At 37.6% G+C, this 21,301-nt stretch carries 28 protein-coding genes; 27 read left to right on the forward strand and 1 reads right to left on the reverse strand.

Translation table 11 applies throughout. The features are described from left to right. The first annotated feature begins 192 nt into the window (after window positions 1-192). The 11 genes from BR30_RS0102555 (at window position 193) to BR30_RS0102605 (ending at window position 8,508) form a co-directional block, all read left to right on the forward strand. Window positions 193-1,245: a hypothetical protein gene (locus tag BR30_RS0102555; protein ID WP_026563618.1), complete on the forward strand. Its 1,053-nt coding sequence runs from the start codon at window positions 193-195 to the stop codon at window positions 1,243-1,245. A gap of 13 nt (window positions 1,246-1,258) precedes the next feature. Then, entirely contained in the window at window positions 1,259-1,711 is a 453-nt protein-coding gene (locus BR30_RS0102560; protein WP_026563619.1) for a cytochrome c maturation protein CcmE, read from the forward strand. Window positions 1,712-1,736: 25 nt separating this feature from the next. Then, entirely contained in the window at window positions 1,737-3,719 is a 1,983-nt protein-coding gene (locus tag BR30_RS0102565; protein ID WP_026563620.1) for a heme lyase CcmF/NrfE family subunit, read from the forward strand. Window position 3,720: 1 nt separating this feature from the next. Beyond that, window positions 3,721-4,227, forward strand: a complete 507-nt coding sequence (locus BR30_RS0102570) for a cytochrome c-type biogenesis protein (RefSeq protein ID WP_026563621.1) — start codon at window positions 3,721-3,723, stop codon at window positions 4,225-4,227. A gap of 12 nt (window positions 4,228-4,239) precedes the next feature. Then, on the forward strand, window positions 4,240-4,614 hold the full coding sequence (locus tag BR30_RS0102575) for a hypothetical protein (RefSeq protein WP_026563622.1): 375 nt from the start codon (window positions 4,240-4,242) through the stop codon (window positions 4,612-4,614). Then, window positions 4,611-5,606 (forward strand): hypothetical protein, encoded by a 996-nt coding sequence (locus BR30_RS0102580; protein ID WP_026563623.1) that lies wholly within the window; start codon window positions 4,611-4,613, stop codon window positions 5,604-5,606. Before BR30_RS0102575 ends, BR30_RS0102580 begins: the two co-directional genes overlap by 4 nt. 24 nt (window positions 5,607-5,630) lie before the next feature. Continuing rightward, entirely contained in the window at window positions 5,631-6,335 is a 705-nt protein-coding gene (locus BR30_RS0102585) for an ABC transporter ATP-binding protein (RefSeq protein WP_026563624.1), read from the forward strand. Beyond that, window positions 6,332-7,012 (forward strand): heme exporter protein CcmB, encoded by a 681-nt coding sequence (locus BR30_RS0102590; RefSeq protein ID WP_026563625.1) that lies wholly within the window; start codon window positions 6,332-6,334, stop codon window positions 7,010-7,012. The genes BR30_RS0102585 and BR30_RS0102590 overlap by 4 nt, the downstream gene beginning before the upstream one ends. A gap of 3 nt (window positions 7,013-7,015) precedes the next feature. Then, complete coding sequence (locus BR30_RS0102595; RefSeq protein ID WP_081825326.1) at window positions 7,016-7,777, forward strand: cytochrome c biogenesis protein; 762 nt, start codon at window positions 7,016-7,018, stop codon at window positions 7,775-7,777. Window positions 7,778-7,789: 12 nt separating this feature from the next. Further along, a complete protein-coding gene (locus BR30_RS35610; protein WP_081825327.1) occupies window positions 7,790-7,921 on the forward strand; it encodes a CcmD family protein in 132 nt (43 codons plus the stop codon). A 77-nt stretch (window positions 7,922-7,998) separates the two neighbouring features. Beyond that, window positions 7,999-8,508: a TlpA family protein disulfide reductase gene (locus BR30_RS0102605; RefSeq protein ID WP_035444959.1), complete on the forward strand. Its 510-nt coding sequence runs from the start codon at window positions 7,999-8,001 to the stop codon at window positions 8,506-8,508. A gap of 43 nt (window positions 8,509-8,551) precedes the next feature. Here BR30_RS0102605 and BR30_RS32565 read toward each other — a convergent pair whose 3' ends face one another. Then, entirely contained in the window at window positions 8,552-9,223 is a 672-nt protein-coding gene (locus BR30_RS32565) for an SIMPL domain-containing protein (RefSeq protein ID WP_051633433.1), read from the reverse strand. A 213-nt stretch (window positions 9,224-9,436) separates the two neighbouring features. On the opposite strand from BR30_RS32565, the gene spoIIIAA reads away from it, so the two are divergent. The 16 genes from spoIIIAA (at window position 9,437) to BR30_RS0102690 (ending at window position 21,259) form a co-directional block, all read left to right on the forward strand. Then, complete coding sequence (gene spoIIIAA / locus BR30_RS0102615; protein WP_026563628.1) at window positions 9,437-10,360, forward strand: stage III sporulation protein AA; 924 nt, start codon at window positions 9,437-9,439, stop codon at window positions 10,358-10,360. Continuing rightward, window positions 10,361-10,876, forward strand: coding sequence for a stage III sporulation protein SpoIIIAB (gene spoIIIAB, locus BR30_RS0102620; RefSeq protein ID WP_026563629.1), 516 nt, complete (start codon window positions 10,361-10,363; stop codon window positions 10,874-10,876). An 11-nt stretch (window positions 10,877-10,887) separates the two neighbouring features. Then, on the forward strand, window positions 10,888-11,091 hold the full coding sequence (gene spoIIIAC / locus BR30_RS0102625) for a stage III sporulation protein AC (protein ID WP_007084610.1): 204 nt from the start codon (window positions 10,888-10,890) through the stop codon (window positions 11,089-11,091). Continuing rightward, window positions 11,048-11,497, forward strand: a complete 450-nt coding sequence (gene spoIIIAD, locus BR30_RS0102630; RefSeq protein WP_081825328.1) for a stage III sporulation protein AD — start codon at window positions 11,048-11,050, stop codon at window positions 11,495-11,497. Before spoIIIAC ends, spoIIIAD begins: the two co-directional genes overlap by 44 nt. Before the next feature lie 31 nt (window positions 11,498-11,528). Then, entirely contained in the window at window positions 11,529-12,728 is a 1,200-nt protein-coding gene (gene spoIIIAE, locus BR30_RS0102635; protein ID WP_026563631.1) for a stage III sporulation protein AE, read from the forward strand. 11 nt (window positions 12,729-12,739) lie between these two features. Continuing rightward, the gene (spoIIIAF, locus tag BR30_RS0102640) at window positions 12,740-13,369 is read left to right on the forward strand and encodes a stage III sporulation protein AF (protein ID WP_026563632.1); all 630 of its coding nucleotides are present in this window, start codon (window positions 12,740-12,742) and stop codon (window positions 13,367-13,369) included. Beyond that, entirely contained in the window at window positions 13,362-14,015 is a 654-nt protein-coding gene (gene spoIIIAG, locus BR30_RS0102645) for a stage III sporulation protein AG (protein ID WP_026563633.1), read from the forward strand. The genes spoIIIAF and spoIIIAG overlap by 8 nt, the downstream gene beginning before the upstream one ends. 15 nt (window positions 14,016-14,030) lie before the next feature. After that, window positions 14,031-14,603, forward strand: a complete 573-nt coding sequence (locus tag BR30_RS0102650) for a SpoIIIAH-like family protein (protein WP_026563634.1) — start codon at window positions 14,031-14,033, stop codon at window positions 14,601-14,603. Between the two features lie 251 nt (window positions 14,604-14,854). Beyond that, complete coding sequence (gene accB / locus BR30_RS0102655; RefSeq protein ID WP_026563635.1) at window positions 14,855-15,367, forward strand: acetyl-CoA carboxylase biotin carboxyl carrier protein; 513 nt, start codon at window positions 14,855-14,857, stop codon at window positions 15,365-15,367. A gap of 18 nt (window positions 15,368-15,385) precedes the next feature. Continuing rightward, a complete protein-coding gene (accC, locus tag BR30_RS0102660; protein ID WP_026563636.1) occupies window positions 15,386-16,741 on the forward strand; it encodes an acetyl-CoA carboxylase biotin carboxylase subunit in 1,356 nt (451 codons plus the stop codon). Between the two features lie 18 nt (window positions 16,742-16,759). After that, window positions 16,760-17,170, forward strand: a complete 411-nt coding sequence (locus BR30_RS0102665) for an Asp23/Gls24 family envelope stress response protein (RefSeq protein ID WP_026563637.1) — start codon at window positions 16,760-16,762, stop codon at window positions 17,168-17,170. Between the two features lie 223 nt (window positions 17,171-17,393). Continuing rightward, on the forward strand, window positions 17,394-17,792 hold the full coding sequence (gene nusB / locus BR30_RS0102670; protein WP_026563638.1) for a transcription antitermination factor NusB: 399 nt from the start codon (window positions 17,394-17,396) through the stop codon (window positions 17,790-17,792). A 38-nt stretch (window positions 17,793-17,830) separates the two neighbouring features. Next, window positions 17,831-18,688, forward strand: a complete 858-nt coding sequence (folD, locus tag BR30_RS0102675; RefSeq protein ID WP_026563639.1) for a bifunctional methylenetetrahydrofolate dehydrogenase/methenyltetrahydrofolate cyclohydrolase FolD — start codon at window positions 17,831-17,833, stop codon at window positions 18,686-18,688. 92 nt (window positions 18,689-18,780) lie between these two features. Then, on the forward strand, window positions 18,781-20,139 hold the full coding sequence (xseA, locus tag BR30_RS0102680) for an exodeoxyribonuclease VII large subunit (RefSeq protein WP_026563640.1): 1,359 nt from the start codon (window positions 18,781-18,783) through the stop codon (window positions 20,137-20,139). Next, complete coding sequence (locus tag BR30_RS0102685) at window positions 20,081-20,362, forward strand: exodeoxyribonuclease VII small subunit (RefSeq protein ID WP_051633434.1); 282 nt, start codon at window positions 20,081-20,083, stop codon at window positions 20,360-20,362. Before xseA ends, BR30_RS0102685 begins: the two co-directional genes overlap by 59 nt. A gap of 3 nt (window positions 20,363-20,365) precedes the next feature. Further along, complete coding sequence (locus BR30_RS0102690; RefSeq protein ID WP_026563642.1) at window positions 20,366-21,259, forward strand: polyprenyl synthetase family protein; 894 nt, start codon at window positions 20,366-20,368, stop codon at window positions 21,257-21,259. Window positions 21,260-21,301 lie beyond the last annotated feature (42 nt).

Consider the following 21,301-nt stretch of genomic DNA (forward strand, 5'->3'; position numbering starts at 1 on the left):
TTCAGGTCTTTTTTGCATGATGGACCAAATGTGAACATTTTGTGGTGGTTTTTTGACGAAAACGCAACGATTTATATCCTTTAACAAAATGTTCAAGAGTGATTCAACAAATAAGTTCGGATAAAGATTATATTTATTTCAAAGAGGACTATAGTAAAAAATAGTATTTTCTTCAAGTCAAGGAGGATTAAGATGCTAAAGAAAAAGTGGCTGGCATTATTTGTAATCACATCATTTCTAACGAATTTCATCACCCCGAAGGCTGGTGCTGAAACAGCCTTTCAGGCAGAAAAATTTCCTTTTAAGGAAATGCAGATTCAAGTAATGCCAGAGTTTGATTATCCTGAAGGTTGGTCACGTGATATTCCGTCCTTATTAGTTGGTCAATACGGAACCATTACCAATAAAAGTGGTCAAGATTATGATGGGAAGATTGAGATTGCCGTTCCAGCAATGGATAAAGGCTTTGAAGCCTTCTTGGTAGCAGAATTTCCTGAAAAAGATAAGCCTGAAGTTCAGCGTCCGTATGATGTTGATAAAGAAAAAGGACTTATTACTTGGAAGCCAGCTAAGGCGATTAAGAATAATGAAACTTACGAATTTGTTATTGAGTACTATACAAAATCGATAAATGTTAAGGACAACAAGACTTTTACATATGAGCTTAAAAATAAAGCTAATATCGATCTTTTAGATGTAATTTTTTATGCTCCCATGGATGCTAAAGAAATAAAAATTGAGCCAAAGGCCGAGAACAATTCGAAAAATGAATATGGAGAAGAGCTTTATTACTACCAATACAAAAATGTAAAAGCTGATGCAGGCTTAAAATACTCCTTCTCATATAAAAAAGATGGTACGGAATCTACGATGGAAGCAATAAACAAACAGCAGCCGCCAAACGATGAAAACCATAGTGGAGTAACTGCAACTGATCAAGTGGTTAAAAATGGTGGAACTACCAGTACTTCCAACCGTCCAATTATCGGACTTGGTGGTGCAGCAATCATTGGAATAGCGATTGTTATAGCAGGGCTCTTTGTATTCCTGGGCTTAAAAGGAAATTCTCGATCAGCGTCTAAGGTTACCAAACAAACTAAAACACAACCAAAGAAACAAACTCAAACGGCAAAAAAGGACAACAAAATCGCAAATTCTGAGGAAAAGAAAGAATTACGCAAAAAGCTGTTAACAGGAAAGATTGATCAAGAAATGTACGAAGAGGAAATGAAAAAATTAATCTAATGAGGTGAATAGAATGAAAAAAAATACGATTGTCATGCTTGGTGGGTTTATTATTGCGGGTGCCATTGTTTTCCTATTGATGGCAGCAACTCCTGGGTCAAGTGGAGTCGAACTAACAATGAAAGAACTATTGGCTACTCAAGAACAACATAAAGATGATTTTGTTACAGTTGAGGGTTTATTAATTGAAGACTCGATTAAATGGGATGCAAACAAAATTGAATTAAAATTTGATGTAAAAGATAACGATGGTAATGTAATGCACGTCATTCACAATGGAACTAAGCCGGATAATTTCTCAGAAGGTGTCATAACAATCCTCCAAGGAGCACCAACCAAAAAGAACACATTCGTTGCAGAAACAGTAAAAACAAGATGTCCGTCAAAATATGAAGGAAAAGACATCAAGGAATACGACCCTGAGACACATAAAGATAAGTTAAATAAAACACCGAAAGAAAAATAACAGGCTAACTTAAGAAGGTGACGAAATGTATTTATTTGCCAATGCAACAATTTATATAGGCTTAGCCATTGCGATTTATTCTCTTCTTATTATCACGTTGGGGATTAGCAAGAAAAATCAAAAATACGTTAACAGTGGTAAAGGCGGATTAATTGCATTATTAGTTTGTTCCTCACTTGCAATGCTATCATTGTTCTACCTTTTAGCAACGTCTCAATTTCAATATGAATATGTTCATGATTATACAAGCAGTGAACTCCCTATCATCTATAAGCTGACCGCACTATGGGCGGGTAATGCCGGTTCGTTGTTATTGTGGACGTTTTTCTTAACTCTATATACCTGTATGATTGCTTTCTCACGGAAGTTGAAGGGGAACCCAATGGTCCCATATATTTCTGCCATCTTACTAGCAAATGCGGTTTTCTTCTTCTTTATTCTAGGCTTTGTAGCAAAACCTTTCATTCTATTAGATGAGATTCCAATCGAAGGTAAGGGTTTAAATCCAATGCTTCAAAACCCTGGTATGATTATACATCCAGTCACACTTTATTTAGGATATGTTGGTCTTGCCATACCATTTGCCTTTGCGATGGCTGCACTGATCTTAAAAAATGTTGATGATTTCTGGATTAAAATGACAAGACGGTGGACGATTATTGCTTGGTTATTTTTAAGTCTGGGTAATATCTTTGGCGGGCAATGGGCTTATGTTGAACTGGGATGGGGCGGATACTGGGCATGGGATCCAGTTGAAAATGCTTCCTTTATGCCGTGGTTAACGGCTACTGCATTCTTGCACTCCGTCATGATTCAAGAACGAAAAAACATGTTAAAGATATGGAATATTAGCTTAATCATTGTTTCCTATGCACTTACTTTATTTGGTACCTTCCTTGTACGAAGCGGGGTACTGACATCTGTCCATGCCTTCGCCAATTCAAACCTAGGATTATACTTCTTAATCTTTATGGGCGTGGCGGTGATTGGAGCGCTTTATGTATTGATGAGCCGCTACAACCTGCTAAAAAGGAGTGCAGGTGAGTTTAACTCCTTTGTCTCTAAAGAAAGCAGCTTCTTAGTTAATAATTTATTACTTGTTGGGGCTGCATTTGCTGTATTTTGGGGAACCATTTTCCCGTTAGTATCGGAAGCAGTCCGGGGTACAAAAGTTACGGTTGGACTTCCATTCTTTAATAAGGTTGAAGCACCGATTTTATTATCAATGATGTTTATCATGGCGGTTTGTCCATTGCTTGCTTGGCAGAAATCTACCGTAAAAAATCTTAGGAAAAACTTTATGATTCCGGCAATCCTAGCGATCCTAGCGATGATTTTAATGGTAGTTTTAGGAATTCAAAAGGCCTGGGCAGTCATTGGTTATGGAGTTATCAGTCTGTTATTAATTACTCATTTCTTAGAGTTTTATAGAGGTGTGAAAGCAAGAAGGAAGATGACCAAGGAATCTCCATTAGTTGCCCTTTATCGTTTAATGATACGAAATCGACGCAGATATGGAGGATATATCGTACACCTTGGAATTGCCTTTATTACAATGGGGATTATTGGTTCACAGAACTATGATTTACAAACAATGAAAACAGTCGATTTAGGAAAGTCAATTGAATTACAAGATTATCGAATCAATTATGACCGGTTAGATCAGAAAAAAGAAGGAATTAATGACATCGTTTATGCCGATGTAACCGTGTTTAGAAATGGTAAAAAGCTGGGCACATACCAGCCTGAAAAGGTGTTTTATGGGAACTGGGAACAGCCATCTTCTGAGGTTGCCATTATTTCCTCGCTTAAGGAAGACTTATACATCGTATTAAGCGCATGGGAAGACGATGGAAAAGCTACATTTGTTGTAAAGGTTAATCCAATGATGAATTGGTTGTGGATTGGATCTTTCATGATTGTTATTGGTGCACTGTTTGCCGTTTGGAATGGAAAATATGGAAATGTAACTCCGAGGTACACAGGAGTTCGTAAAGAGGTGTCATAATATGAAAAATAAAATTTATATTGGGCTTCTCATTTTCTTGGCCATCTTTCAAGGATCATTCCTACGCGTGGAAGCTGCAAAACAGATTGACTATAAATCTGCCGAATTCAAAGCAGTTGCTCAGCAATTCGCTTGTACATGTGGCTGCGGTCAGAATCATTATGAATGTGATCCCAATACATGTAATCTAACAACTGAGTTTAAAGCAGACTTAGTTGAGATGATGAATAAGGGATGGGATAAGGATAAAATACGTGAATACTACATCAATATTTACGGGGAAGAGATATTAACTTCACCGGAGAAAAGTGGTTTTAGTCTAACCGCTTGGGTCCTGCCGTTTGTTGTAATAGGCGCTGCTGGAATTGCTGTGTTTTTTATCATCCGTAAATGGGTGAAGAAAAAAGGAACAGAAGAAGATGTGGCGGAATACGAGAGTCCCGAGGATGAAGTAGAAGGAGAAATCCTTTCCTCCATCATTGATGAAGAACGCAAAAAGTATCTTTAGGATGTGAACAATATGCAAGATATCACCGTCATTTCGATGATTTTTACAACCATTTTAGCGCTTGCTTGTCTATTTCTAATCTTATCACCTTTATTTAAGTGGGATACGTATATACAGGTTTCTTCCAAAGGGAAAGATATCAATGCTACCAAAGAAGCACTTTTGACCACTCTAAATGAAATAGAATTTGAGTTCAAGATGGATAAAATCTCACACGCTGATTATAAGCATTTAAAGAAACAATATGAGACAGAAGTTGCTAGTATTATGAAGGAAGAAGAAGAATTAATGCAAACGAATATCGACAGAGATTTAATGGATGAAGTGGAAAAAGAAATTGAAGCTCAGATGAAGACCTATAAGAACAAAAAGGGGGAAGGAAAGTGATCAAAAAAATCACCGTTTTCTTCCTCGGGATGATGCTGTTAATCCCATTTCATGGTTTAGCGGCATCAGATTCAAAGGTTTCAATTGATATGCATTATATCGTGATTAGTCCTACAGAAGACGGTGGGACGAATATGATGAATATGGTTAACTATACAAATACCGCTGGACAAGAATTTAAAGGTGACGGAAAAAGTGAAGCAGTCTTAAATGTAACCCTTCCTGAAGGTGCAGAAGATCTTAACTTTTTAGATAATCAAATTGCTTTTAAAGAGATGGATAAGGGGTTCATTACAACATCACCAATTCCAGCCAATCAAACGATGGTATTGCCATACAGCTATAGAATGGCAAAGGGGAAAGTAATAAGTTTAAAATCGGACTATCCCGTACAAATGATGCAGATTCTCGTTCCAGAAGGAAGAGGAAGTATTGAAGTAAAGGGCGCTGAAGCGACAAGTCAAGGCAGCTTCAAATTTGATGACCAAAATTACTTTGGCTATAGTATTGAAGGACTTAAGGCTAACCAGGCGTTTACTCTGGTTTATAACAAAGATGTTCAGCCACCTGCAGATGAGACCAAGAAGGCGGAAGCAACTAGTGAAAGTGAAAATAATAGTTCGGTCACACACACAGCGCCTGCTTTCCATAATCCTGGTCATTTAAGAATCTGGGCACAATCCCCATTACATCGCTTTAACCCGCATGTGTTCTTGATTATTTTAGTGGCGATTGTCATTGCAGGAATCTCTTATTATATCTATTTTAGGAGGAAAGCAAGAATACTAGACGAACGTCTTGGAGCAGATAAGGAAGAGAAAGCATTTAAACTATTAATGACCAAGCAAAAAGCAATTATGGATAAGATCATAGAATTGGAAGAATCCTTCGGTGATGGGAAGCTTTCAGAGGATGAATACCACGCAAAGCTTGAAGCTTATAAACAACATCTTGTCCAAGTAAAATTAAATCTGCGTAACTATGTAGAGTAGCAGCTGGGATGGGAGAGACTGCAAATGATAGAAATAAAAAAGCTAACGAAGCAAGCCGATAATAAACTTATCTTGCGTGGTGTAGACCTCTTAATAAATAAAGGAGAAACAGTTGCCATACTCGGACCCAATGGAGCAGGGAAAAGTACACTTCTTAAAGTGCTGGCAACCTTAATAAAACCTACATCAGGACTGATCAAGGTTAATGGTATGGATTTGAAAAAAAACCATATAAAAATAAAAAAAATAATGGGTTATTTACCCCATTCCAGTTTGCTTTATGATCATTACACACCGTTAGAAAATATTGTCTTCTTCGGAAATATATATGGTGTTAAAAATGTTGAACAACGAGCAACGGAGCTTGTAAAAGAGGTAGGCTTATCATTCTTTTTGAATGAACCTGTAAAGAACTTCTCACGCGGGATGAATCAAAGGATTGCTATCGCACGGGCAATTGTTCATGAACCAGAAATACTCTTATTGGACGAGCCGCACACAGGGTTGGACCAAGGAGCTATTGGGATATTGAACAATGTGATCCTTTCTATGAAAGCAAAAGGGACGACTACTTTGATGGTAACACATGATTTTAAACAAGCAGCTGAAATCTGCGACAGGATTATTATTGTTAAAAATGGAAAGATTGTCGATGATTTTAGGATTGAAAATCAAAACTTAGGATATGTTTCTGAGAAATATGAGCAATTAGTGGAGGGCGTATCATGAACCTTTTTCGAACAGCCCTCTTACTAGCTAAAAAGGATCTATATTCCGAGCTAAAAACGAAGCAAATAATGGTCACACAAATTATATTTGCTGGTCTAGTGATTGTGGTTTTCAGCTTTGCCTTTGACCCTGCTAATAATACAACCAAAGCAGTTATTCCTGGGGTTATTTGGGTTATTATCGTTTTTGCAGGAATATTAGGTCTAAACCGGTCGTTTATTTCAGAGCAGCGGAATGACACGATGCAAGGATTATTGGTGGCACCAATGGAGGCAGCCAGCATTTATTTAGGAAAGTTCTTAGCCAATTTTACCATGATGCTGATCGTAGAACTTGTTTCGATCCCATTTTTGTTCCTATTGTTTGATTTCAAATTCTATGGAAGTATTCCTTATTTTATCTTAGTAGTTTTCTTGGGAAGTTTTGGATTTATCGCCATTGGTACATTCCTTGCTGCATTAGCAGCCAATTCTAAAAGCAGCGAAATGCTGCTTCCGCTATTGCTGTTTCCGATAACGACACCCATCTTAATCGGTGTTGTTCAAGCAACAAGAATCATCCTAACCAACATGGAGAAATTTTCAAGTGCCGTGGCTTGGATCCAGTTGGTTACAGCGTACGATGTTATCTTCTTTGTTGTTTGTTTCTTATTAATAGATTATGTGCTGGAGGTTTAAGTGATGAGTATGAATCTCGAACGGGAGAAAGCAGTACTTCCTGGAACTCAAATAAATGTTAAAAAGAGCCTGGATCTGTCAAAGATTTTATTTGGTGCGACAGTTATATCTATGCTGGTTGCCCTGTATTTTATCTTTATCTTTGCGGCTGAAGAAGTAACGATGGGAGCGGCCCAAAAAATCTTTTATTTTCATGTAAGTTCTGCATGGCTTGCATTCATGGCATTCTTTGTAACATTTGTATTTAGTATTTTGTTTTTAATCAAGCGAAAAAGAATATTTGACACCTATGCCTATATTTCTGCAGAAATTGGTGTGGTGTTTACAATCATCGTTTTAACGACAGGTCCGATTTGGGCAAAATCTTCGTGGAATACTTGGTGGGTATGGGAACCGCGGTTAATTACAACGTTGATTCTATTTTTCATCTATATAGCCTACATTATGATACGACAGATGGATGGAGTTTGGGATAAAAAAGCCAGGCTGGCTGCTGTATTTGGAATTATCGGGTTTGCTGATGTTCCGATTGTATTCTTCGCGATTCGCTGGTGGCAAACAAAATTCCACCCAATAGTATTTGGTGAGGGACCTTCCCAAAAAGGCGGAGGTATTGAAGGTACCATGTTAGTAGCCCTGTTTGTTTCACTTGCAGCATTTACCATTCTTTATTCTTACCTTCTTCATAAAGGTGTTTCCTTTGAAAAAATGAAACTTAGAGTTGAGCGGTATAAAGAAAAATTACGAGAAGACTTGGAAAAATAGGAGGAATTAATCATGGGATTTGAATTTATGTATGGTGCGTATTCAGTGGCGTGGGTTGTTATATTCTCATATATGCTAATACTTGGTAAGAGACATACAAAACTGAAGAAAGAAATTGAATTCTTAAAACAACTAGAAAAATAATTAATATGTAATTTAGGGCCTGTGTTGAATTAACAGGCCTTTTGCATAGAACCTTAGAGGTGTCAGGAGGAAATACGATGAACAAGCGGGTCATTAAATTATTCGTATTGATTCTTATTGTAGGTATGTTCGGTTTCTTTGGTTATAGTTTAGTAACAAAAGGCAAACATACAGATGTAGGGGATAAAGCGTATAATTTTTCACTGCCAAATTTAGATGGAAGTACAACCAAACTCAGTGATTTTAAGGGAGAAGTTGTAATATTGAATTATTTTGCCTCATGGTGTGCTCCGTGTAAGGAAGAGCTACCGGAACTAGAATCGTTCCAAAAAGAATATGGGAATCAATACAACTTCCTTATGATTAATCGCGGGGAGACCATGGATAAGATTAATAAAGTAACAGAGAAAAATAAAGCTGGAATGAATTATTTATTCGATTATAATGCTAAAGTTTCGAAAATGTATAATGTGACAGGCCAGCCTGAAACCTTTGTAATTGATAAACAAGGGGTAATAAGAGAGCATTTTAATGGACCAGTGACAGAAATGCAATTATATAATTGGGCAAAGAAATATGATAACTAAACTACAAAAAAGGATGGAACCAACAAATCGGCTCCATCCTTTTTTAATTTAAAGGCTTAAATTTAAATTCTACGATTACTTCTGCTTTGACTATGATTTGTCCGGGTTCTAGTGGTGTGGAAGTTTTCATGAAAGTGGCAGACTGAGTAAATACAGGCTGAACCGAACTTCCTCCCTCGACAACTAGAATGGGTGTAGGATTTAACGATACATTTAGTGTGCTTGCAATCGTTTTGGCTTTTTCAGTGGCATTATTTACTGCAAGAACTAAAGCCTGCTGATAAAATAATTCCTTGTTTTTTGCAGTAAATTGAACATTAGAGATGTAGTTTACCCCGTTCTGAACAGCTGTGTCTACAACCTTTCCGATGATTGATAAGTCATCAATTATTACCTTCAAAATATGAGTTATTTTATAGCCTCGAAATATTTGTTTCCCTTGATCATAATCATAATCGGATTCAATTCGATAATCGAAGGTTTGAATATGATTTTTAGTTATGCCCAGTGCAATGAGAGAGTCGATTACCTTTGTCACTTCAACGGAATTCTGTTGCTGCGCCGTGATTAATTGCTTACCTTCAGTAATAATCCCTAGGTTTACTGAAGCCGAGTCAGGCTGTACGGCTATTTCCCCCTCACCTGATACTTTAATGAAGTGACCCTTTTGAGAGTGTCCATTTCGATTATGGGGAGGGTAATTGTAATTGTCCACTTTTAAATTCCTCCTTCGTGGTTTTTCCTTCCTATAAAATACGACCCATTTTAAGAAACATTCCGAAAATTAATTCCCCTTTTTACATATAAAGTTTACTTCTAGCCATATGGATTGAATTTGAGAAGAAATGACAGATTTGAAAGTCATAATGTGACCAAGCAGGCATACATTTTAAATAATGATAAATGCAATTAAGAGGAGGTTGCACTAGTGGAAAAAATCCTAAACTTTTTACCTAAAAAAATAGCAGACCTAATCAGCAAAATCCCTCCTAACCTAAAAGAAGAATTAGAAGAAATTCGTATTCGCATCAATCGACCAATTGAAATAACAATGAGAGGGAAACCCAGATTTTTATCCTATATTATCCAACCGGAAGATGCTATTCATCTAATGAATAAAATAAGTCATTTCTCCATCTATACACTTGAAGAAGAGCTTAAGCAGGGTTTTATAACTGTTTCTGGAGGACATCGGATTGGACTCGCAGGCAAGGTAATTCTTGAGGGTGGTAAGGTGAAGGCGATTAGAGATATTTCCTCTTTTAATATCCGGATTGCCAGAGAGAAGGTAGGGATAGCAGAACCGCTTATACCATACATCTTTCAAGCCAGATGGATGCATACGATGGTGATTGGACCGCCCCAAACAGGTAAAACAACATTACTACGTGATATTGCAAGAATTGCTTCCTCGGGATTCGGAGTAAGGGGAATAGAGTCAAGTAAGGTCGGAATTGTAGATGAACGAAGTGAAATTGCTGGTTGTGTTAATGGAATCCCGCAATTGACCTTTGGTGACCGCTTGGATGTATTAGATGCCTGTCCGAAAGCTGAAGGAATGATGATGATGATCCGTTCTATGAGTCCAGATATATTGGTAGTTGATGAAATCGGACGGAAAGAAGATAGTGAGGCGATCCAAGAGGCTGTTCATGCAGGAATCACTTTGATGATGACCACACATGGGACGAGCATGGAAGAAGTAAAGAACAGACCATCTCTACGATATATTCTCGAACAAAGAATTTTTCAACGCTTTATTGTCTTAGATAGGTCATCGGGCCCGGGGACAATTACACATATTTTAGATGCGAATGGTAATGAAATGAATCAAAAAGTGAGAGTGACATAAATGATTAAGCTTATAGGTGCTGTTTTCATAATTGTCGCGACAACCTGGATTGGGTTTGAGATTTCCAGACGCTTTAGTGAACGACCAAGACAGCTCAGGGCATTAAGGTCTGCACTTCAATCACTTGAAGCAGAAATCATGTACGGTCATACACCGTTACATGAAGCGGCCCGAAGGTTAGCCGACCAATTATCCAAACCACTTTCGCCCTTTTTTGAAGCCTTTTCCAAGAAATTAACAGACACTGAGACAACGGTTAAAGAAGCCTGGGAAACGAGTTTAAGAGATATATGGAGTTCCACAGCATTAAAGCAGGGAGAATTTGAAATTATGAAGCAATTCGGGGAAACCCTAGGTCGGCATGATCGTATCTCCCAGCAAAAACACATAATGCTGACACTGACACATCTAGAAAGAGAAGAGGCAGAAGCGATTCAAGCACAAGCAACATACGAAAAAATGGTAAAGAGCCTGGGATTTTTGTCAGGATTATTACTGATTATTTTATTATTTTAGGGGGAAAAGCAATGGGGTTAGAAGTGGATATCATATTTAAAATTGCCGGTGTGGGAATCGTGGTTGCCTTTTTGCATACCGTTTTGGACCAAGTGGGAAAAAAAGAATACGCTCAGTGGGTCACGCTGTTTGGGTTTATTTATATATTATTTCAGGTAGCTTCCATTGTGGATGATCTCTTTCAAAAAATTAAATCCGTATTTCTATTTCAATGAAAGGAGGGGCCCTAAGATTGAAATCATAAAAATCGTCGGCATATCACTCGTAGCAACCTTTCTCGCATTAATTGTAAAGGAACAAAAGCCTAATTTTGCTTTTCTCTTAGTCGTCTTTGTAGGCTGTGTCATATTTCTATTTTTAATAGATAAAATATATGAAATTATTCATATGCTTGAAAAACTGGCAGTGAATGCAAATGTGAATATGGTTTATATTGAAACGATCCTTAAAATCATTGGAATTGCGTATATAGCTGAATTTGCTGCCCAGATTACCAAGGATGCAGGTCAGGGAGCACTCTCCTCCAAAATTGAAATAGCTGGAAAAATTATTATTCTTGCGATGGCTATTCCGATTTTAACTGTTTTAATAGAAACAATCATCAAGCTTATTCCAAGTTAATGACATACCTGAAAAAGAGGTGTTAAAGAAATTGAAGCAGCGATGGCAGTTTATTCCTATTATCATTCTCGTATTCTTTTTTTTATTGATTCCAAGTGTACAAGCTGCTGAAGAGGGAAAAGACCAAACCAATCCGCTTTCCCCCCAGGAGTTGGTTGATGAACAGCTCAAATCGCTCGATATCACAGAACTTAAACAATTTTGGGAGGACATCAAGTATAAATATGGGGGATTCCTTCCAGAAAGTCAAAAAGGCAGTTTGTATGACTTCATTAGTGGTGAGAAAAAATTTTCTTTAAAGCAATGGGGATTGGGAATCGTAAAATTTGCCTTTCAAGAATTTGTTGCAAACGGTAAATTACTAGGTTCATTGATTATGTTAACCATTTTTAGTATGTTCCTTCAGTCGATGCAAAATGCTTTCGAGAAAAGCGCCATTAGCAAAGTTGCCTATTCGATTGTTTATATGGTGTTAGTCATTATTGCTCTAAATAGCTTCCATATCGCAATCAGTTATACAAATGAGGCAATCGGTTCGATGGTCTCGTTTGTGCTTGCTCTTGTCCCACTTTTACTTGCATTAATTGCAGCATCAGGAGGCCTGATTTCAGCAGCCTTCTTTCATCCGGTGGTCTTATTTCTTATGAATATGAGCGGATTATTTATGCAGTACATCATTCTGCCTCTCCTTTTTCTAGCTACACTTTTGAGTATTGTGAGTACGATGTCCGAGCAATATAAAGTGTCACAATTAGCTGCGCTGCTAAGAAATTGGAGTATTGGGCTAATGGGACTCTTTTTAACGGTGTTCCTTGGTGTTATCTCAGTACAAGGGGCTTCAGCTGCGGTTTCTGATGGGATAACAATCAGGACAGCGAAGTTTGTAACAGGAAATTTTATTCCTGTAATCGGCAGGATGTTTACAGATGCTACAGATACGATCGTTAGTGCATCGGTCCTATTAAAAAATACGGTAGGTATTGCTGGGGTAGGAATCTTACTTATTATCGTAGCCTTTCCGGCTATTAAAATATTAATGATTGCCTTTATTTATAAATTTGCTGCTGCAATTTTACAGCCGTTAGGCGGCGGTCCAATCATTACCTGTCTAGATATTATTAGTAAAAGTGTCATATATGTTTTCGCTGCACTGGGTATTGTGTCACTCATGTTCTTTTTATGTGTAACAGTTATTGTAGCAGCTGGAAATCTGACGATGATGATAAGATAGGGGGGATAAAAATGGATTTTTTAATAGAGTGGGTAACGAATATTATTCTCTTTATCTTATTAGCAACGGTAATTGATATGCTCCTCCCAAATTCAAGTATGCAAAAATATACGAAAATGGTTACGGGGCTCCTCTTAATTGCCATTATTCTAACCCCAATCTTTAAATTGATCTCCAAGGATTTTGAAACTGCACTTGGATCTATCCCTTCATATCAAGCCCCTGGAGAAAAAAATATGAAAAATTCAATAGATTTGAAGAAAAAAGAAATACAAGCCATACAACATGCATATATTTTAGAAGAAATGGCTGTCCAACTGGAAAAGGACGTGAAAGAGGAGTTGATGGAACAATACGGATTGGAGATCGCGAAAATTGATCTTGCCACAAATGAAGAAAGCGACCAAGCATTCCCTGAAAACCTCCAAAAGGTTATGGTTCTTCTGAAACAACCAGAAAATGAAGTGAAGACAGTCGAAGCAATTAAACAAGTTGAAATTAACACAGAAACACCTCTTCCATCTAAAAGCTCAACAGAAGAAACTGAAAAAATAGCCGCTTTTCTTTCGCAAAAATGGAATGTGACCGAAAAAACAGTTGAAGTTTCGATTGAAGGGGGGAGTAATAACAAAAATGGATAATAAAAACCAGGGGCCATTTTCATGGCTTAAAAAGGTGCTGAAATTCGAAGGGAATTCTGAAAAGAAGCCAGGTAAATACCAATATATGATTGTTGTTTTATGCATTGGTGCAGCCTTTATGCTTGTTGGCAATATTGTTTTCAAAAAAAACCAGAGTTCAGCAGATATCCCGGTTACGGCCAGTGATAAGGTCAATGCCGAAGATGTACCTGCCTTTGGTCAAAGCAAGAGTTCAGGCAATAAGGCTGTGTCCGAATATGAGGAAAAATATGAAAATCAACTTAAAAAAGCCCTCCAGCAAATGTTAGGGGTAAGGGATGTTACAGTTGTCGTCAATATCGATTCAACTGATAAAAAGGTTCTAGAAAAAAATAGGGTTTCCAAATCACAAACGACAGAAGAAACAGATCGAGAAGGCGGGGAACGTAAAGTTCAAGAGGCCTCAACAGATGAGCAACTAGTCATCATCCGTGATGGTGAAAAAGAGGTTCCTATTGTGGTTGAAACGAAAAAGCCTGAAATTCGAGGTGTTCTCGTCGTTGCGAAAGGCGCAGACAATATTCAAGTAAAAAAGTGGATTGTAGAAGCCGTTACACGCGCCTTAGATGTACCAAGCCATCGCGTAGCAGTAATGCCTAAAAAATAAAAGGGGTGTTTTTAGATGTTATTGAAAAAACAAACAGTTTGGTTATTAACGATGTTAAGTTTAGTTGTAGTATTATCTGTATATTACATTACTTCACCAGAGCAGAAGAGTAATGATCTTGCAGCTATACAGCAAGATGCCAAGGAACAAAATAAAGGAAAAACAACAACAAAAACAACAACAACCAAAACAGAGGCTAAGGATGATAAAACAATTGTATCAACCGTTGCTGGTGATCAAGAGTTTGAAGAACTTCGAATGAAGTTAGATGACCTAAGGAGTCAACAGCAAGAGGATTTAACGACTGAGCTTGCCTCAACTGATCTTCCAGCTGTCGAACGCAGCAAGGTAAAAGACCAAATGGATAAATTGAATCAAACAGCACAAAAAGAAGAAATACTTGAAACCCTAATTAAAACAATGGGTTATGAAGATGCATTGGTCAGAGCTGATGGTGAGGAAGTAAGAGTTACCGTTAAATCTAAGAATAAGCCTTCCGCAACTGAGGCAAATAAAATCATCTTACAAGTGAAAAAAGAAATTGGTGAAACCAATTATGTAGCAGTAGAATTCCAGCCAACAAAATAAGTTACGACCAAAAAGGAAAGTCACTGACTTTCCTTTTTTTTGATTGTGGACCCTCAAATAGGGTAAAATAATATGTTGTGAGACATCCACTGTCCAAAATTCCCTTTTGTTCATAAAAATATTAAGATAGAGGTATAAGGCAGAGGGTGGGATTTTCTATGGTGATAATATACATCATTGAACTTTCACTAGATATTATCGTATAGTTATAGTAGTTAGTCATAATTTTGTTGTATGAGGGGTGTAACTCAATGTTAAAAGTTCAAGAAATTCGCGAATTAATAAAATTGGTGGACCAATCTAGTATTGATGAGTTTGTATATGAAAACGAAGGTTCAAAAATTAAAATGAAAAAAAATGTTTCGGCTACATATGTTTCACAAGTTAGTGCTGCTCCATCTGTAATTGAAGCTGTACCAACTCCATTAGCACCAATCGTTCAAACTGCAACACCATCCGTTGCCGTTCAGGAAGTAGGCCAGGAAGTTCAAAAGCAAGAAACAGTAAAGCAAGCCGATACAACAAATCTTCACAAAATTGTATCGCCTATGGTAGGGACTTTCTATGCCTCACCAACTCCTGACGCTGATAATTATGTGAAACAGGGATCGAACGTAACAAAAGATTCCATTGTATGCATTGTTGAAGCAATGAAATTATTCAATGAGATTGAGGCAGAAATTGACGGAGAAATTGTTGAAATCCTTGTTAAAAATGGTCAATTAGTAGAATACGGACAGCCTTTATTTTTAGTAAAACCTTAAGTTAGGAGCGATAACAGGATGATAAAAAAACTGTTAATTGCAAACAGAGGGGAAATTGCAGTTAGAATTATTCGTGCATGCCGTGAAATGGGAATTGAATCGGTAGCTGTTTTCTCTGAAGCAGACCGAGAAGCATTACATGTTCAGCTGGCAGACGAGGCCTACTGCATAGGACCAACTTCATCAAAAGACAGTTATTTAAATGTAACAAATATTATTAGTGTAGCGAGGTTAACAGCTTGTGACGCTATCCACCCAGGTTATGGGTTTTTAGCTGAAAACGCTGATTTCGCAGAGCTTTGCCGGGAATGCAATATTACATTCGTCGGTCCAAGCCCAGAAGCGATTACAAAGATGGGTACAAAGGATATTGCAAGAGAAACCATGCGGGAAGCCGGTGTTCCAATTGTCCCAGGGTCAACTGGGATTATTAACGACATCGATGAGGCACTTGAACTTGTAAAAAAAATCCAATATCCAGTAATTATCAAAGCAACAGCGGGCGGAGGCGGCAAAGGAATTCGCGTTGCCAAGAACGAACAGGAATTAGTAAAAGGCATAAGTATCACACAGCAAGAAGCGATGACAGCCTTTGGAAATCCTGGTGTCTACATTGAAAAATATATTGAGGATTTTCGTCATGTTGAAATCCAAGTCCTTGCTGACTCCTATGGTAACACCATTCATTTAGGAGAAAGAGACTGTTCGATTCAACGGAGACTCCAAAAGCTTCTTGAAGAAACACCATCACCAGCATTAGATGGAGAAATAAGAGAAGAAATGGGAAATGCAGCTGTAAAAGCTGCAAAAGCTGTTGATTATTCAGGTGCCGGCACGGTAGAATTTATATATGACTACCGCAATCGAAAATTTTATTTTATGGAAATGAACACCCGAATCCAGGTGGAACATCCTGTAACAGAAATGGTCACCGGGATAGATCTCATTAAAGAACAAATCCGAGTGGCTTCTGGAGAGAAATTAAAGTTAAATCAGAAGGATGTAACTTTCACTGGATGGGCAATCGAGTGTCGGATTAATGCCGAAAACCCGGAAAAGAATTTTCTCCCGTCCGCTGGAAAAATCAACATGTATCTTCCACCAGGTGGATTTGGTGTACGAATTGACTCAGCAGCTTATCCAGGGTATACGATTCCGCCATATTACGATTCCATGATTGCGAAAGTCATTGCATATGGCGCAAGCAGGGAAGAGGCAATTTCAAGAATGAAACGTGCTTTAAGTGAATTTGTTGTAGAAGGTATTCATACAACCATTCCATTCCATTTAAAACTGCTCGATCATGAAAAATTTGTAGAAGGCGGCTTTAATACAAAATTCTTGGAATTGCACGATGTGATGAAGTCCCATTAAAATTTGGAGGTGTAATGAATGAGTGAGTTTAGTGTCTTGGAAATGGAACAAGGCAATAACGGACACGGAAAAGTTGAAATTGCTCCTGAAGTGATTGAAGTTATTGCAGGAATTGCTGCTTCTGAAGTAGAAGGTGTTGCTGCGATGCGTGGGAATTTCGCAACAGGTGTAGTTGAACGCTTAGGGAAAAAAAACCATGGTAAAGGCGTAAAAGTAGAACTCACCGAGTCAGGAATAAAAGTTGATGTTTATTGTATGATGAAGTTTGGAATCTCGATTCCATTTGTGGCAAGTAAAGTTCAGGATAATATTCGGCAAGCATTGCTGAATATGACTGCTCTAGATGCTGAGGAAGTAAACATTCATGTGGTAGGCATACAATTTGAAAACCAAAAGATTGAACCAGAAATAATTGACACGGAAGTCTAAAATTTGGAAACCAAAGGAGTTTATTCCTTTGGTTTTTCTATTTCTGGAATATTGTTATAAATAAAAGTGCTTACATATTGGAAAAATAACAAGGTTAGAGTGCGAATCATTTTTAGTTATGCTATTATCGTTAATGTGAAACCTATTCCATGAATTATTACTATTAATGTGTATGAAAAATAGACAAAATTTAATTAATTTCTCTAAAGGAGTTAAATGTATAATGAAAAGAAGAACAGCAAGGGAAAAGGCACTGCAGGCACTTTTTCAAATTGATATAAGTAATACTGAGCCTTCAGACGCAATTGAACATGTATTGGAAGGAGAGGCGGGTGACGAATATCTAACTAGACTTGTTCTAGGGGTAATCGAGCAAAAAGCCGAAATTGACAATTTAATCAGTGATAATTTAGAAAAATGGTCGATGGACCGCTTGGCAACAGTTGATCGAAATTTATTAAGAATAGCTGCCTATGAAATGAAATTCTTCCGAACGGAAGTTCCGGAAAATGTCATTTTAGATGAAGCCATCGAAATAGCAAAAATATATGGAGATGACCAATCAAGTAAGTTTATTAATGGTGTGCTTTCAAAGGTGAAACATAAGCTTTTAAACGATTAATGGATTGAGAATTTAGGAGAGTAAAGGGTGAAGAGAAAATGACCGCAATAATTATTAATGGAAAAGAAATTGCAGAAAAGAAAAGAATGGAAATAGCTGAAGAAGTTAGCAGGATAAAAAAACTTGGGGTAACTCCTGGACTTGCTGTTATCCTAGTCGGAAATAACCACGCTTCTAGGACATATGTAACAAATAAAGAAAAAGCCTGTAAAGAACTTGGAATGAATTCTGTTTTAATTGAATTGCCAGAGGAGATTTCCGAAGAGGAATTACTGTCAAAAATTGATGAGTTAAATAACGATAATAATATTCACGGAATCTTAGTGCAGTTACCTATTCCTAAACATATTGATGAGAAAAAAGTGATTGAATCGATTTCTCCATTTAAAGATGTTGATGGATTTCACCCAATAAATATTGGAAGAATGATGACAGGGCAGAATGCCTTCCTTCCATGTACTCCCTACGGAATTATGGTCCTCCTAGAAGAGACAGGTATTTCAATAGCAGGGAAGCATGTTGTTGTGGTTGGGAGAAGTAATATTGTCGGCAAGCCGGTTGGACAATTATTCCTTAATCAGCATGCGACTGTTACATACTGTCATTCGAAAACAAAAGATTTAAAGTTCCATACGAATCAAGCGGATATCCTGATTGCTGCTGTTGGGATAGCAAACTTTATTAAAGCTGAGCATGTAAAAGATGGTGCTGTCGTCATTGATGTAGGTATTAACCGTAATGAAGCCGGAAAGCTTTGTGGTGATGTTGATTTTGCTGAAGTGTCCGAAAAAGCCGGATACATTACACCTGTTCCTAAAGGTGTGGGTCCGATGACAATTACGATGCTTATGTATAATACCCTAAAATCAGCTGCAGAAAGCCTTGACCGCAATTAGAGGTAGGAATTGTCCTTATCTGTTATTTTAGATAAGGACTGTTTTTCGCTAATCGAAGTGTTCTTTAATATTGGGTAAAAAAGGAGTTACATATGCAGGAACAAAGATATTTAACTGTGAATGCTCTAACCAAGTACATAAAAAGAAAATTTGATGCAGACCCGCATTTACGTGATGTGCATGTAAGAGGTGAAATTTCAAATTTTAAACAGCATTCGAGCGGACATATGTATTTTACCTTAAAGGATGAAAAAGCCCGTATTCTTGCCGTTATGTTTTCGAGTCACTCTCGGACCATGAAATTCACGCCAGAAAACGGCATGAAAGTTATCGTAAAAGGTGAAATTTCGGTATATGAACCAAGTGGTCAATATCAGATCTATATAAAAGAAATGCTTCCAGATGGAATTGGGGAATTGTTTTTAGCTTTTGAACAGCTTAAACAAAAACTTGAATCAGAAGGATTATTTGCACTTGAAGCAAAAAAGACGATACCATTGTATCCAAAAACAATTGGTGTGATTACTTCGCCCACAGGGGCTGCTATTAGAGATGTCATTACAACAATTAAAAGGCGATATCCCATTGCAAATATCCTTGTCTTTCCTGCCCTCGTACAAGGTGAAAATGCCGCACCATCGATTGCTAAGGCTATCTCTAAAGCAAATAGCATGACTGGAATAGATGTGTTAATTGTTGGACGGGGTGGAGGTTCCATCGAGGAATTGTGGGCCTTTAATGAAGAACTCGTTGCACGTACAATTTTTTCTTCAGACATTCCTATCATTTCAGCCGTTGGGCATGAAACTGATTTTACCATTGCTGACTTTGTCGCAGATTTACGTGCACCGACTCCAACGGGTGCAGCTGAACTTGCTGTTCCGCATATTGATGAGCTAATGGAAAGAGTCTTGCAACGGCAAACTCGCCTTCTACGTACAATGAAAGGAAAATTTCAGTTAGAAAAAGAACGGTTAACACGTGTTCAGAAATCATATGCCTTTCGTTATCCGCATCGACTATATGAACAAAAACTAGAACAGGTTGATAAACTAACGGAAATGCTTGTCCGCGGGGCGTCTAGGTTGTCCCAAATTAAAAAAGGGCAACACGAAATTCTTCATAAACGCTTACAGAGAAACCATCCTAGCCAATCTTTACAGGAAGCAAATAAGCGATTAGAACTTACCAATAAAGAAATGAAACGTGCCATGCTCCAAGTATTTTCAAAAAAACAAACTGAATTTGAACGAATTCTTTCCACCTTAGGGGCATTAAGCCCTTTAAAAATTATGGAACGTGGCTATAGTTTAGCATATTCGGAAGAGAACAGACTGATAAAAAGTATTCATCAAGTGAATATGAACGAGCAAGTTCAGATTCAATTAACAGATGGCAGTCTATATTGTAAAGTTGAGAATATTAAGGAGAGCGAAAAACGTGAAGACTGAAAATAAACTATCCTTTGAAGATGCAATGACTAAATTAGAGCAAATTGTGGATAAGCTTGAAGAAGGTGATGTACCTTTAGAAGAAGCAATTAGCTTCTATAAAGAAGGGATGGAGTTGTCTAAACTTTGCCACGATAAATTGAAAAGTGTTGAAGACCAATTAACACAGATTATTACGGAGGACGGTCGAACAGAGAGTTTTACCATTGACGAGGAGGTATAAGACTTGGGAACCGGGTTACTAGATGTATTTGCACACGAACATAAACTTCTGCTTGATTCGGAGCTTCGGATTCTGGTTAATAAGCTTGATGCCCCTCCTATCATTAAGGAATCGATGATTTATTCCCTTGAAGCAGGTGGCAAACGTATACGCCCGCTATTACTATTCGCTACTTTAGACGCATTTGGAGTAGAGCCGCAAAAAGGGCTTCTTGCTGCTTCGGCTATTGAGATGATCCATACATATTCCCTCATACATGACGATTTGCCAAGCATGGATAATGATGATCTAAGGAGAGGAAAGCCGACAAATCATAAAGTTTTTGGTGATGCAATAGCTATATTAGCTGGAGATGCATTATTAACTTATAGTTTTGAGGTAATAGGGAAAATACCGCCTGAGATTGCATCAGATGCAACGAAACTAAGATTAGTGCTTGAATTAGCAAAGGCTGCAGGAACAGAAGGAATGGTTGGCGGCCAAGTGGCTGATATGGAAGGAGAAGGAAAATCCTTAACTTTAGAAGAACTTGAGTATATACACATCCATAAAACAGGAAAGTTGCTTAAGTTCAGTGTTCTTGCGGGGGCGATTATGGCAGGTGCAAGTCAAAACCAATTAGAAAACCTTTCAGCATTCGCACATCATTTAGGTATCGCTTTTCAAATTCAGGATGATATTCTTGATTTAGTTGGGAATCAACAAATAATTGGGAAGCCTGTTGGAAGTGATACCAATAATCATAAAAGTACTTATCCGCAATTGTTAACACTTGAAGGGGCAGCTGCAGCATTGCATAAACAAATTAACCTGTCAAAGAAATATTTAGGCATGACGGGGTTGAATACAAACCTACTTTTGGAAATAACTGATTTAGTTGCTTCAAGAGACCATTAATAAACGGAATTTGAGGCATTGAAATAAGTGTGTTATAATTAT

It is taken from the genome of Bacillus sp. UNC41MFS5, from assembly GCF_000686805.1.